The organism is Variovorax sp. HW608 (assembly GCF_900090195.1).
GTDB lineage: Bacteria > Pseudomonadota > Gammaproteobacteria > Burkholderiales > Burkholderiaceae_C > Variovorax.
This window is the reverse complement of the sequence record NZ_LT607803.1, coordinates 3,894,986-3,909,328: the sequence shown is the minus strand read 5'-3', so window position 1 is coordinate 3,909,328 and position 14,343 is coordinate 3,894,986. Positions and strand designations below refer to the sequence as shown.

Sequence of the window (14,343 nt, the reverse complement as noted above, 5' to 3'; positions counted from 1 at the left end):
TGCGCTCTCAGCGTGATGAGCGCCGGTTGCGGCTCTCGGCTTCGGCGGCGCGCGCCTCGTGGTCTTTCGCGATGGCCGCGATGACGTTCGCGTCGCGCTGGCGCCGCGAAAGGGGCGGCTGGTCGTCCTCGCCATCGGCCGCGGTCACGACGACGATCTCCTCCACGCAGACCGGCGGCACGTCTTCCACCGCGCCGCGCAGCGCTTCCATGACATGCGCGGTCCCGTGCGGCGATTGCAGATCGATGAGGATGCGGCGCGCGCCGAAGGCGCGTGCGTTGACCTGGAGAAAGTCCGCGAGATGGGCGCGCAGCTCCGCCCAGTGGAGCTTGTCCCAGATCACCTTGCGCGGCACCGCGCTGAGCGCCAGCGGGAAGAAGGTGGCTGCCTCGTCGCGCTGGTTGATGCGGCTGACGATTTCCTCCACCTGGTCACGGGGCACACGGCGCTTCGTATAGTGCGGCAGGGGGCCGAAGCCGGAGTCGGCGTAGGTCAGCACGTGGTAGTCGGAGATCGGGCCTTCGACCTTGTTCGACGGGGTCCGCACGATTCGCATAGCGAGCCTTTCGCGGGGGGTGTTCGACGACCAAACAGTGTGCGAGGATGCTTCGGATCGCGACATAGCGTTGTCAGTCCTCACTTGCAAAAAGCGTGAACTACATCACGGTTGGATGAAGCAGCCATGACACGCGGCCGGTGCACGCCGCGCATTGCGGGAACGCCCATTTCGTCTCCTGTGCTGTTGCGACGAGGCGGAGTCTGCATTCCGGCGCGGTGTTTGCACATCCGCCTTTCGGGGGATGCATGCGCTCACTCGGCACCGACTCAGGGCGTAGACCATGCCCGCGGAGCGGCCCGCGAAAGCTCGCTCAGAAGCCGGGGAACTCGTGGTTCAGACCGATCGCATAGCCCCAGACGCGCTGCGTCCCGCTGCGCGAGGCGCTCAGGTCGATGCTGACCGACGGGTTCAGGCTCCAGCGCAGCCCGCCGCGCGAGGTCCAGGCGCCGACCGCGCGGAAGCGCTCGAAGATCAGCGACACGGTGTCGTTCAGCGCCCACTCGGCCTGCAGCCCGCCGCGGCCGGTGCGCTCGCCGATGCCGGCGGCCCAGTCGGCGCCGAGGTTGGCGTGGATCCATAGGCTGTCGAGCGCCCGCCAGCTGACCGGGATCACCAGTTGCCCGCCGGTGTGTCCGCCGCGCGTCGCGTCGAAGGTCATGGTCGCCGACACGGCCGCCGCGAGCCGCGCCTCGGGGTCCTGGCCGAGGAAAGTCCACTTGACCTGCGGCCCCAGGAAGTAGGCATGTTCGCCGGGGGTCGAGTAGCGGTCGATGTTCAGGCCCAGCTCGACCGGACCGACCCGGCAGGCCGGCCCCAGGTGGTAGTCCGTGACCTTGGCTTCGCCAAAGCGGCCGCCCCAGACCTCGTACTGGCATCGACCGGGATCCAGCGTGCCCGCGTCATCGACGTCGAAATGCCCGCCCGCCTGCGAAGCGGAGGCGAGGGAGAAGAGGAAAGCGGCGAGGACCCGTCGGAGCATGCCGGCGGATTCTATGGAGTTCAGTTGAAACGCCGACGACAGGCACGGGGGTCCGGTTCCGGCGCGGCCGGGCTGCCTGGAGGCGGCGCGGGCCACCATCGCCGGCAGGCCCGCGCACCATCAAAGCCTATTGCGCCACGATGCGAACTTCGACGCGGCGGTTGAGCGCGCGGCCGCTGGCCGTCGCGTTCGATGCAACGGGATCGTTCATGCCGTGACCCTCGGCGACAAACTCCTGCGACATCACGCCATGGCTCCGCAAGTACTGCAGGACCGCTTGAGCGCGCGCTTCCGACAGTTTCTGATTGTGCGGACGCGAGCCGGTTGAATCGGTGTAACCGGTGATCGTCACGCGTCGGAACTTGACTCCCTCGTTCGCGCGCACGAATTTGTCGAGACCCGCTTTCGCCGTGCTGCTCAACACCGCGCTGCCGATGGCGAAATTCGCGTCGCCCTGCAACAGCACCTGGCGCCGCTCCTGAGGCTGGGGCTTCAGTTGAGGTTGAGGTTGAGGCGGCGGCGCTGGCACGGCGACGGATTGCGCCACAGCCGGCTCACCGCACATGAAGGTGATCTCGCGCGGATCGTTGGTGTTGACGCCGGACCTGATTGCGTCGACCGCCTCCACCACCGTGACTGGCTTTCCCTTGCATATCTCGGCCGCCACCTCGGTACAGGTTTGCGAGTTTCCGAGCAGGCCGCCGCATTCGACGCGATAAGTTGGCGCCTTTTGATCCGGAACGACGATGGCATGGGCGCTATAGGTCGGTCCGGATTGCGTCGTACATGCGGCCAGAAGCCCCAACGCTGTGCCCAGCAACGCCAGGCGTGGATAAGTCGAATATTGCTTGTTCATGTTTGCAGGTTCGCCTGAAGCGAACACCAGAAAGAATTTGAAAGATGCGAGGTAGCGCAGAGAGGGGGCGAACACCCCGCTCTCCTGTCAAACGCTTACCACTGGTACGAAGCACCCACGCCGGCAGTCGTGCCACTGCCCGAACGGCCAAGACCCGCTCTCATCTTGATGTTCTGCGTGATGCGAGCCGTACCGCCGATGGCGAAGGCGTGGTAGCCCTTGTAGCTCCCGGCCCCAATGCCGAGCGACAATTTCTTGTCCTTGTCGACGTCCGGAATCATCGTCAGCGCAGTGGCTGCCGCGATGCCCGAGTAGGCGTTCCTGGAAAGATCGCCGATCGCCTGGTTGGCGGCATTCACCCGGTTGTCGAGGCTCGACAGCGCATCACCCACGTTCGAGTACGTACCGTCCGACAGCTGATACGACGGGCCGGTCACCGCACCGGTTGTCGAATCGATACTGGCACCACCGCCCAGACCGTTCACCACCGATGTGAGCTGATCGACGTTGACCGCGTCCGTCGCCTGCGAGCCTGCTGCAACGTTGGTGATCTGGCGCTGGTTCGTCGCGGTGCCCACCGAGACCGTGTTGGCACGATCGGCCACCGAGCCCTGGCCCAGGGCCACCCCACCGGTCGCCGCCGCGGCCACCGAAGCGCCCTGGCCGATCGCCGTACCCGACGCCGCGCTGACCTGCGTATCGGCACCAACGGCGACTGCGTTGGTGGCAGCGGCCGACGTCACCGTGGCATTCGCACCCACGGCCACGCTACCGTCGGCGTGCACCTTGGCATTGCCGCCCAGCGCAGTGTCGTTCGGTCCCGCGGCGTAGCTGTCGTTGCCGATCGCCGTGCCGTAGCTGCCCAGGGCCGTCGCGTTCTGGCCCAGCACCGAGGCGTTTTCGCCCGTTGCCTTGGCGTTGTAACCGACCGCCACGCCTGCCGTGCTGCCGGCATCGGCGTTGTTGCTGCTGCTGCCGTTGGCGTTGCCGTCGACATAAGGCAGGCTGCTGCCACCACCGGTACCGTTGGCCTCGATGTTGGTCACGCGGTTGTCGAGACCGTTGATCTGGCTCACCAGCGTGGCAATCTGACCGCCATTCACCGCATCGCGGCTGCCGGCGGCAATGTTGCCGTCGGCCACGTTGCCCAACCTGACGGGCGTCGTCGCGCCCACGCCACCCAGCGTCACGATGCCCTTGGTCGCGTCGTCGTAGGTCACCGCATTCAGCGTGTTGCCGTTGCCGTCGAGCAGGCCCGAGTTCCTCAGCTGCGACACATTCACGGCGTCGTGGTCGTCCGTGCCATCGGCTACGTTGCCCAGCCTTACCGGCGTCGTCGCGCCGACTCCACCCAGCGTGACGCTCCTCTTGGTTGCGTCATCGTAGGTCACCGCATTGAGCGTGTTGCCGTTGCTGTCGATCAGGCCCGCGTCCTTCAGCTGCGACACGTTCACCGCGTCGCTGTCACCCGTACCCTTGGCCACGTTGCTGATCTTGGTGCCACCGGTGCCGGTCGCACTGTCGTACGGCGTGCCACCCAGCGTGACGCTGCCCTTGGTCGCGTCGTCGTAGGTCACCGCGTTCAGCGTGTTGCCGTTGCCGTCGATCAGGCCCGAGTCTTTCAGCTGCGACACGTTGACCGCGTCGCTGTCAGCCGTGCCTTTGGCCACGTTGCCGATCTTGGTGCCACCCGTGCCTGTGGCACTGTCGTACGGCGTACCGCCCAGCGTCACGCTGCCCTTGGTTGCATCGTCGTAGGTCACCGCATTGAGCGTGTTGCCGTTGTTGTCGATCAGGCCCGAGTCCTTCAGTTGGGCCACGTTGACTGCATCGCTGTCAACCGTGCCCTTGGCCACGTTGCCGATCTTGGTGCCGCCGGTGCCGGTCACACTGTCGTACGGCGTACCGCCCAGCGTGATGCTGCCCTTGGTTGCGTCATCGTAGGTCACCGCGTTCAGCGTGTTGCCGTTGCTGTCGATCAGACCTGAGTCCTTCAGCTGGGCCACGTTGACTGCATCGCTGTCAGCCGTGCCTTTGGCCACGTTGCTGACCTTGGTGCCGCCCGTGCCGGTCGCACTGTCGTACGCCGTGCCGCCCAGCGTCACGCTGTTGTGGCTGGCGTCGTCGTACTTGACCGCATCGGCCATCGCCGCGGAGGCGGCCGCATTGACCTGACCCACGGTGGCCGCGTCGCTGGCGTCCGTACCGTCAGCCACGTTGACGATCTTCTGGCCACCGGCATCGATGCCATCGACCGTCACGCTCGGGCCGCCGTTGATGGTCAGCCCGCTGTTGTTGATCACGGTGTTGCCAGCGGTCACCGAGGTGACCGCCAGGTTGTCGGCCATCTGCAGCTGCAGGTTGCCGTTGCTGTCCACGGCCGTCTTCAGGTTGGCACCGGAGTAGCTGCCCGACGTGCTGGCCTCGCCCTGGATCGACATCGTCTCGCCCAGCTTCCTGGCCACGCTGCCGCTGTTGCCCGCGAAGGTGATCGGGGTGTCGGCCAGCGTCGTGACGCTGTCGCCCAGGTTGTTGACCGTGTTGCCCAGGTTGGCTGATGTTGGTGGTGTTCTCGCCCACCTGCTGGTTGGTCGCATACAGCTGCGAGCCGTTGACCGCATCCGTGCTGGTCGACGTCACGTCGCCGGCCGCCACGTTGACGATCTTCGTACCGGCCACATTGGCTTCGCCGTTCGGACCGTTGAACAGCACAGCCTTCTGCGCGTTGCCATTGCTGTCGATCAGGCCAGAGTCCTTCAACTGAGCAACGTTCACCGCATCGCTGTCAGCCGTGCCCTTGGCCACGTTGCTGATCCTGGTGCCACCGGTGCCGGTCGCACTGTCGTACGCCGTGCCGCCCAGCGTGATGCTGTTGTGGCTGGCGTCGTCGTACATCACCGCGTCAGCGACCGAACCGGCCACCGAGGCCTTCAACTGGCTGACGTTCACCGCGTCGGTGTCGTTCGCACCCGCCGCCAGGTTGGTGATGCGGCGCGTGTTGCCGGCCGCGCCGACCGACACTTCACCGCCCGCCTTGCCGCCGACCAGGTAAGCCTCGTCGTTCAGCGTGCTGCCGTCAGCCAACGCGTTGGCGCCCAGGGCCACGCTGTTGCCGTGGCTGGCCGTTGCTTCGTAACCCAGGGCCGTCGCACCTGCCACCGTGGCGTGGGCGTCACCCGAGGTCAGACCCGTGTCGTTGGTCCGGGCGTACTTGACGCCACGGCCGTTGTTGGTGACATAGGTGTTGCTGGTGTCGCCGGCGATGTTGGTGATGCTGTCGCCCAGGTTGTTGACCGTGTCGCCCAGGTTGGTGATGTTGGTGGTGTTCTCGCCCACCTGCTGGTTGGTCGCATACAACTGCGAGCCGTTGACCGCATCCGTCGAGGTCGCGGACAGCTCGCCCTGCGCCACGTTGCTGATCTTGGTGCCACCGGTCACGCCGCCATCGGTGCTCACGGTGTTGCCCAGCGTCACGCTGTTGTGGCTGGCGTCGTCGTACTTGACCGCATCGGCCGTGATCGTGGACGCCACGGCATTGACCTGACCGACCGTTGCCGCATCGCTATCAGCCGTACCGTCGGCCACGTTGCTGATCTTCTGGCCGCCGGCGTTGATGCCATCGACCGTCACGCTCGGACCGCCGTTGATGGTCAGCCCGTTGTTGTTGATCACGGTGTTGCCGGTGGTCACCGAGGTGAGAGCCAGGTTGTCGGCCATCTGCAGCTGCAGGTCGCCGTTGCTGTCCACCTGCGTCTTCAGATTGGCACCGGAGTAGCTGCCCGACGTGCTGGCCTCGCCCTGGATCGACATCGTCTCGCCCAGCTTCCTGGCCACGCTGCCGCTGTTGCCCGCGAAGGTGATCGGGGTGTCGGCCAGCGTCGTGACCTTGTTGCCCAGGTTGGTGATGTTGGTCGTGTTCTCAGCCACCTGCTGGTTGGTCGCGTACAGCTGCGCACCGTTGACCGCATCCGTCGAAGTCGCGGACAGCTGGGCCTGCGCCACGTTGCTGATCTTGGTGCCGCCGGTCACACCGCCGTCGGTGCTCAAGGTGCCGCTCAGCGTCACGCTGTTGTGGGTGGCGTCGTCGTACTTGACCGCATCGGCCGAGGACAGGCCCACCGCCGCCTGCAGCTGGCTCACGTTCACCGCATCGGTGGCCGCCGCGCCAGCGGCGACGTTGGTGATGCGGCGCTCCTTGCCCGCGGCGCCGACCGAGAACTCTCCGAACGGGGTCGCACCCGCGATCGTGGCCGATGCGTTCGGGTTATAGGCACTCTGGGTCAGATCCGCCAGCGTGGTCGACTGGCGACCGATCGCGACGCCGTTGTCCTGCGAAGCTGCCGCACCGGAACCAACCGCCACGCCGCCGAGCGCACTCGCCGACGAGGCATTGCCAATTGCCACGCCGTACTGAGCAGCCGCCGTCGTCTTCGCAGTGAGGCCCAACGCCACCGAACGCTCAGCCGACGCGCTTGCTTGATAACCCATCGCCATGGCGTAGTTCGCGCCGGAGGCGGTAGACGCCCATGTGCCCATGGCGATGGACTGACCGCCGTTCGCCTGGCTCAGGTAGCCGATCGCCACGTCCGTGGTGCCGGTCGAGCTGGATAGCGCGCCAAGCGCGATGCCCGCGCCAGCCTTGACCGTGGCGCCCGGGCCAATGGCAATCTGTTGTGAGTCGGCCGTCTTGCTGGTTTCGCCGATCGAGATACCGCCGTTGGCGACGGCGCTGTCGCCGATCGCAATAGCCTTGCCCGAGCCCGAGGTCGCCTGCGCGCCATTGCCCATGGCGATCGCGCTGTTGCCAGCGGCGATGGCCTTGGGGCCTACCGCGATGGCATCGTTGCCGGTGGCCGACGAATCATCCTTGGTCGAGTTGGCGTGGAAATACTTGATGCCGGCGCCGTTGTTGATGTTGTTGACGGTATTGGAGACGTCCGCAACGTTCTGGTTGGTCGCATACAGCTGCGCACCGTTGACCGCGTCCGTGCTGGTCGCCGACAGCGCACCCTGCGCCACGTTGGTGATCCTGGTGCCGCCGGTCACACCGCCGTCGGTGCTCACCGTGTTGCCCAGCGTCACGCTGTTGTGGGTGGCGTCGTCGTACTTGACGACATCCGCCAGGTCGCTGCTGCCGGTGCCATCGCCCACGGACGCTCCGAACGCCTGGTAGGCGGCGTACAGCTGCGAGCCGTTGACGGCATCGGTACTGCTCGAGCTGACCCGGCCGGCGGCGACGTTGGTCACCGTGCGGTACAGCTTCGTCACCGAGTTGCCCACGCTGACCGTCGAGTCCGCAGTGCCGCCTGCATAGGCATAGTACTTGCCGTTGATGGTATTGCCGACGGTGCTGAATGGGGCGTTGGCGGCGCCATCGGCGAAGCCGGCATGGGAAAGCGCGCCCAGCGCGATGTTGCGGGTGTCGCTGCTCTGGGCACCGCGACCGAGCGCGATGCCGTCTTCGCCCGAGGCCCACGAGGCCAAGCCCGGGGTTGCACCCTGACCCGAGCCGCTGCCGCCGATGGCGATCGAGTTCTGGCCGCCAGCCAGTGCCGCGCGTCCGACGGCGATGGAGTCCTGACCGGCCGCCGAGGCGCCGCTGTAACTGCTGGAGCTGTCGTTGCCGGTGCCCGGCGTGCCACCGCCGATGGCGATCGAGTTCTGACCGCCGGCCGAAGACACACGGCCGATCGCGATCGAATCCTGGCCGCCACCGCTGGCGCGGTTGCCGATCGCCAGCGAACTCTGGCCGCCGGCGGCGGCGCTGAGACCCATCGCCAAGGAATTCACGCCGCCGGCGGTCGCTGCGACACCCACCGCCATGGAAGACACGCCGCTGGCAACGGCGCCGGCACCCAGCGCCGTGGCAGCCTGGGTGCTCGCAGTAGCACCAGCACCCAGCGCCGTGGTGCTGCCGCCTATGGCCTGCGCGCCGCGGCCCACCGCGGTCGCCTTGTCGCCCGTGGCCGTGGCCGAATCGCCCTGTGCGAGCGCACCGTCGCCGGTGGCTGCCGCATTGGCCCCCACCGCCGTTGCGCTCTTGGCGCCGGTGGTCGTGCCCGCATCCGCCTTGGACGAAGAGCCGATCGCCGTGCTCGTGCCCGTGCCGGTCTGCGCGCTGGTGCCGATCGCGACGCCGTTCGAATTCGCCGCCTTCGCAGCCAGGCCCAGCGCGATGGACGACACGCCCGCCGCGTTGGCGCCGGAACCCACCGCCACGCCCTGCTGAACCGCCTGCGCCGTGGATCCGAGCGCCACGCCCGCCGTGCCGGTCGCCGATGTGTTGTAGCCCAGCGCCATGGAATAGTCGCCGCTGGCATTCGCGCCGGTACCCAGCGCCGTTGCATTGGCCGCACTCGCCTTGGAGAGCGTGCCCAGCGCGATCGCGTCCTTTGCGGCCGCTGTGGTGCTCGCCTGAGTACCCAGCGCCAGCGACTGAATCCCCGCCGCACTGGCATTCCCGCCAAAGGCCATGGCGTAGTCCGCGGAGCTGGTCGCCTGCCAACCCAAAGCGACAGACTGCTGACCCGACGCGATCGCCAATATGCCCACCGCCGTCGCGTTCTGGTTGGTGGCCTTGGCCGCCGCACCTACCGCGGTCGCGCCTTGCGCCGACGCGGTTGCCGCCGCACCGACCGCGGTGGAATCGCCGCCAGTCGCCGACGCCGAGGTCGTCGACGTTCCCGAGTAGGTGCCGTTTTGCGCCTGGGCCGGCGTGGCGATGACCGCCGCATGCGCCGCGGCGCCACCGAGGATGCCCAGCGCAAACACGACCGTACGCAGCCGGGCCGTCCGGCTGGACTTGCAGGACTTCTTGCGACCCTTGGCGAATTCCGGCGCCACTACCCATGTCAGCGTGGCGGCATTCCAGACGATGCGATAGACCTGATTCATAGCGACTCCCTTTCGATTTCTCTCAATCAATAAAACAAATAGCCGAAGTCTCTGAAAGCACTCGGCTTCAATTCAGATTCGAGTTCGGCGTGATGATCTGCACCCCACCGAGCCGCGCAAATCTATCCATTGAGAATTTGAAAACGTATGAGAAAACTCTGAATTCCAGGCGGCCGCCGCCGCCAGACATGGTCCTATTGATCCCCGTCAAATTGAATTCGTGAAATAATTCACGCGCAAATAGTTTTTTACTATTTATTTCACAAAGCGCGAACCCCTGCAAATAGCCGCAGGGAAATTTCCCGACAGTTGCCACCATTTGATGGCGCAAGAAATATCAAAATAAATTGCGAGGAACTTCCTGCAAAAGGAATTGCCAAGGAATTTTTCTTGGCTCCGCGCTGCGCGCTGCGCGCGTCGGCACGGCGCAGGCAGGCAAGCCGAGCTCTATAGGCCGAAGCCGCGCGGCTGGCCGGAGGCGCCCTCAGATCTCGAACTGCGGCTGCAGCTCGCGGATGCGCTTGATCGCCACGCCCGCGGCCGCGGTGCGGGTCTCGACGCCGAGCTTGACGTAGACGCGCTCGAGGTGCTTCTTGGCGGTCGCGGGGCTGCTGCCGAGGATCTCGCCGATGTCCTTGTTGGTCTTGCCCTTGACCACCCAATAGAGCACCTCGGCTTCGCGCGCCGTGAGCTTCAGGCTCAGGCTCATGGCTTCGATCACCGCGGTGTCGGACACCTCTCGCATGATGATGAGCCACTCGCCACCGCCATCGTCCTGCCCGGTCTGCTGGTGCAGCCGCAGGTTGAGGCTGGCCGCGCCCTGCGTGATCGACAGCACCGGCGGCTCGACCTGCCGCTGCACCGCATCGGGCAGATGGCGCTGCAGCCATTCGATCACCGCGGCCGGCGTCACGGGCGCGCTGGTGCCGCAATAGCGCAGCAGCAATTCGCGCGCGAGCGCGGTCTGCCAGACCAGCTTGCCCTCGGGCATGCGCACCGTGAAGCTCGCGTAGCCGAAGGCATCGAGCGCATTGCGCGCCTGCCCGGCCTGCCGCGCCTCCTGCCGCGCGCGGCGCGCGCCCTGCAGATGCACGTTCATGCGCGCAAGCACTTCCTTGGGCTTGATCGGCTTGGTGACGTAGTCGACGCCGCCGGCCTCCAGCGCGGCGACGAGGTGCTCGGTCTCGGTCAGGCCGGTCATGAAGACGATCGGGATGTGCGCGGTCGCCGCATCGGCCTTGAGGCGGCGCGCCACTTCGAAGCCGTCGATGCCCGGCATCATCGCGTCGAGCAGGATGATGTCGGGCTTGGCCTGCACGGCCCGCTGCAAGGCCTGCTCCCCGCTGGTGGCGACGAGCACCGTGTAGCCCGATTCATCGAGCGCATCGTGCAGCACCGCGAGGTTGTCGGGCACGTCGTCGACGATGAGCACGAGGTCGCTGTTGCCGCCGCTTTCGCGCAGCGACTGCACGAGCGGGCTGGTGGGCGGCGTTGCGCTCATGCCGCACCTGCCGCTGCGGTCAGCGCGCGGCTCATGGCTTCGAACTGGAACTGCCGCGCGAGCGTGCGCTGGGCCGACGTCCACTCCGCGCATTCGGGCTGGGCCGCATCGATGTCGTCGAGCTGGTTCATGATTCCGCGAAAGTAGCCGAGGCTCACCGCCTCTTCGAGCGCGCGCAGGCGCTCCGGCGTGGGGACGACGATGCGCGGCGACTGCGCGGCGGGCGCCGGCGCCGCTGCGTCGTCGGTCCACTGCAAGGCGAGCCGGCGCTCGAGCCAATCGAGCAGCTCGCTGTGCCGTACCGGCTTGACGAAGAAGTCCTCGGGCGTGATGCCGACGTCGTTCTCCAGCCGCTTGTCGAAAGCGTTGGCCGAGACGATCGCCACCGCGGCGTCGGCAAGCCCGAGCGCGCGCGAGCGGCGGATGGTTTCCCAGCCGTCGATGCCCGGCATCGCGAGGTCGACGAACATCGCATCGGGATGCCAGCCGGCCGCGATCAGGTCGAGCGCATCGTGGCCGCTCGCGGCGGTCCGCAGTTCGAAGCCGAGTGGCGCCAGCACATCCACCAGCAGCTCGCGATCGGCCTCTTCGTTGTCGACCACCAGCAGCTTGCGGCGCCGGCCTTCGTAGCCCCGGCGCGCGCGCGGCGCGCCCACGCGGCGCGCACTCGCAACCGGCGCCTCGTGCACATGCGGCAGGAACAGGCGCACGCGGAACACCGAGCCCACGCCCGGCGTGCTCTGCACCGTCATCTCGCCGCCCATGAGGTCGATCAGCATCTTCGCGATCGTGAGGCCAAGCCCCGCGCCCGACGCCGCGCCCGCGGCGGTCGAGCCGCGCGCGAAGGGCTCGAAGATGCGGCCCAGCTCCTCGGTCGACATGCCGGGTCCGGTGTCCTCGATCTCGATCGCGGCGAACTCGCGCGCATAGCGCACACGCAGCGCGACCTCGCCGGCCGTGGTGAACTTGATCGCGTTGCCCAGCAGGTTGATGAGGATCTGCCGCACGCGCTTCTCGTCGGCGCGCACCACCTCCGGCAAGGTGCCGGTCGGCTCGAAGCGGAAGGCCAGTCCCTTTTCGAGCGCCTGCAGCTCGAACATGTCCGCGAGCTCGCGCATGACTTCGGCGAACTGCATCGGCTTCGCGCTCAAGGTGAGCTTGCCGGCCTCGATGTGCGCGATGTCCAGCGTGCCCTCGATCAGCGACAGCAGGTGCTCGCCGCCGCGCTTGATCACCGCGACCGCCTGCCTGCGGTGCGGCGGCACCGCGGCGTCCTCGCCCATCAGCTGCGCATAGCCGAGGATGCTGTTGAGCGGCGTGCGCAGCTCGTGGCTGATGGCGCTGATGTATCGGCTCTTGGCCTGGTTGGCCTGCTCGGCGCTGCGCTTGGCCTCCTGCAGCGCGCGATCGGTTTCGCGGTGCAGCTCGATCTCGCGCATCAGCAGGTGCGTCTGACGGTTCGACTCTTCCTGCGCCACCTTGCGGCTCTGGTGTGCGAGCACCAGCCACCACGCGATGATCCCTGCGATCAGCAGCAGCGCCATGTACGCCTTGAAGAAGCCCGAGCGCAGCGCGGCGGGCTGCATGTCGAGCATCGCGCCCTCGGTCAGCGCGCCTTCGGCCAGCGCGCGCAGTTCCTGCTGATAGAGCACGCCGAACACCGCCGCGAGCAGCGGCACGAGGATCAGCATCAGCAGCAGGAAGTGCCCGAGCCCCGTATCCAGGTAGGGCCAGACGCGGCGCGGCAGCAGCCAGCGCAGCGCGCCGGACCATTGCGCCGAGAGGCACGCCTCTGGCTTGCACAGATCGCCGCAGCGCGCATCGAGCGTGCAGCACAGCGAGCAGATCGGGCCCTGATAGGCCGGGCAATGCGCCATGTCCGGGCCTTCGTATTCGCGCTCGCAGATGGCGCAGTGCTGCACGGTCAGCCGCTGGTAGCGGCCGGCCTCGGATTCGACGCGCGCCCAGTGCACCACGCTGCCGGAAGACCGCGCGATGTAGTACTTGCCGCGCGTGGCCCACGCGATGACGGGCGAAGCGACGAACGCGGTGCCCAGCGCGATCAATGCCGAGAACGCCTGCGCCAGCGGCCCGAAGGCGCCGAGGTGCGCGGTGATCGACACCACCGATGCCAGCGCCATCGCGCCGACGCCGACCGGGTTGATGTCCCACAGATGCGCGCGCTTGAACTCGATGCCCGGCGGCGAGAGCCCGAGCGGCTTGTTGACGACCAGGTCGGCCACCACCGCCATCATCCAGGCGATCGCGATATTGGCGTAGAGCCCGAGCACGTCGCCCAGCACCTCGAACACGTTCATCTCCATCAGCATGAAGGCGATGAGCGCATTGAACACCACCCACACGACGCGCCCGGGGTGGCTGTGCGTGACGCGCGAGAAGAAGTTGCTCCATGCGAGCGAGCCCGCATAGGCGTTGGTGACGTTGATCTTGAGCTGCGAGATCACCACGAACACGGCGGTCGCGATCACCGCCCAGCCGTAGTTGGGGAACACGTACTCGTAGGCGGCGAGGTACATCTGGTTCGGATCGATCGCGCGCTCGGGCGGCACCATGTGGCTGATCGCGAGGTACGCGAGCAGCGCGCCGCCCAGCATCTTGAGCACGCCGAGCACCACCCAGCCCGGCCCGCCGGCCAGCACGCCGGCCCACCAGCGCCCGCGATGGGCCGGCGTGCACGCCGGCATGAAGCGCAGGTAGTCGGCCTGTTCGCCCATCTGCGTGATGAGCGCGATGCCGACGGTGAGCGCAGCACCGAAGAGGTGCATATCGAACCCGATCGAGGACGACCTGACACCGACATAGTGCGCAATACCCGAGAACGCACCAGGATCGCGCGCCAGCACATAGCCGAAGGGCACGACCAGCATCAAGAGCCAGATGGGCTGCGTCCAGACCTGCAGGCGGCTGATGGCGGAAATGCCGTGCGTCACCAGCGGGATCACGACCAGCGCACACACGAGGTAGCCCCACACCGGCGGGATGCCGAGCGCCAGTTCCAGCGCATAGGCCATCACCGCCGCTTCGAGCGCGAAGAAGATGAAGGTGAAGCAGGCGTAGATCAGCGAGGTGAGCGTGGAGCCGATGTAGCCGAAGCCCGCGCCGCGCGTGAGCAGGTCCATGTCCACGCCATACCGCGCCGCATAGACACTGATCGGCAGCCCCGCGAGGAAGATGATGAGCCCGGTGACGAGGATGGCCCAGAAGGCGTTGACGAAGCCGTATTGCACCAGGAGCGTCGCGCCGACCGCCTCCAGGATCAGGAAGGACGCCGCGCCGCCGAAGGCGGTGCTCGCCACCCGCCATTCGGGCATGCGGCGAAAGCGCTGGGGCGTGTAGCGCAGCGCGTAGTCCTCGAGCGTCTCGCGGGCGACCCAGCTGTTGTAGTCGCGCCGGACCTTGACGATGCGCTGCGGCGCGTCGTCGCTCGGAGCGGGGGGAACGGCGGTCGGGTGCACGGGGATACGGTGCAACAGTCGTGCCACGGCACGACTGTTGCAAAGCGCCATGCCTGCCCATAATGGCCGGCGCATTCA

At 67.1% G+C, this 14,343-nt stretch carries 7 protein-coding genes; all 7 read right to left on the bottom strand.

Annotated elements, in window-relative coordinates:
• Nucleotides 1-7: 7 nt before the first annotated feature.
• Nucleotides 8-556 (bottom strand): hypothetical protein, encoded by a 549-nt coding sequence (locus tag VAR608DRAFT_RS18455; RefSeq protein ID WP_088955368.1) that lies wholly within the window; start codon nt 554-556, stop codon nt 8-10.
• Nucleotides 557-869: 313 nt separating this feature from the next.
• Nucleotides 870-1,538, bottom strand: a complete 669-nt coding sequence (locus VAR608DRAFT_RS18450) for a hypothetical protein (protein ID WP_172843871.1) — start codon at nt 1,536-1,538, stop codon at nt 870-872.
• Between the two features lie 127 nt (nt 1,539-1,665).
• Nucleotides 1,666-2,469 carry an OmpA family protein gene (locus VAR608DRAFT_RS18445; RefSeq protein WP_231972891.1) on the bottom strand — a complete coding sequence of 268 codons (804 nt, stop codon included), beginning with the start codon at nt 2,467-2,469 and terminating at the stop codon, nt 1,666-1,668.
• 20 nt (nt 2,470-2,489) lie between these two features.
• Entirely contained in the window at nt 2,490-4,715 is a 2,226-nt protein-coding gene (locus VAR608DRAFT_RS18440; protein ID WP_443082957.1) for a YadA family autotransporter adhesin, read from the bottom strand.
• Entirely contained in the window at nt 4,603-9,288 is a 4,686-nt protein-coding gene (locus VAR608DRAFT_RS38045) for an ESPR-type extended signal peptide-containing protein (RefSeq protein WP_088955366.1), read from the bottom strand. Before VAR608DRAFT_RS38045 ends, VAR608DRAFT_RS18440 begins: the two co-directional genes overlap by 113 nt.
• Nucleotides 9,289-9,772: 484 nt before the next feature.
• Nucleotides 9,773-10,789 (bottom strand): response regulator transcription factor, encoded by a 1,017-nt coding sequence (locus tag VAR608DRAFT_RS18430; RefSeq protein ID WP_088955365.1) that lies wholly within the window; start codon nt 10,787-10,789, stop codon nt 9,773-9,775.
• Nucleotides 10,786-14,280: a hybrid sensor histidine kinase/response regulator gene (locus VAR608DRAFT_RS18425; RefSeq protein ID WP_231973567.1), complete on the bottom strand. Its 3,495-nt coding sequence runs from the start codon at nt 14,278-14,280 to the stop codon at nt 10,786-10,788. The genes VAR608DRAFT_RS18430 and VAR608DRAFT_RS18425 overlap by 4 nt, the downstream gene beginning before the upstream one ends.
• Between the last annotated feature and the right edge of the window lie 63 nt (nt 14,281-14,343).

Excerpts from the sequence above, each read along its gene's own strand:
- VAR608DRAFT_RS18455 (WP_088955368.1), bottom strand. The coding sequence starts at position 556 with ATGCGAATCGTGCGGACCCCGTCGAACAAGGTCGAAGGCCCGATCTCC.
- VAR608DRAFT_RS18450 (WP_172843871.1), bottom strand. The coding sequence starts at position 1,538 with ATGCTCCGACGGGTCCTCGCCGCTTTCCTCTTCTCCCTCGCCTCCGCT.
- VAR608DRAFT_RS38045 (WP_088955366.1), bottom strand. The coding sequence starts at position 9,288 with ATGAATCAGGTCTATCGCATCGTCTGGAATGCCGCCACGCTGACATGG.
- VAR608DRAFT_RS18430 (WP_088955365.1), bottom strand. The coding sequence starts at position 10,789 with ATGAGCGCAACGCCGCCCACCAGCCCGCTCGTGCAGTCGCTGCGCGAA.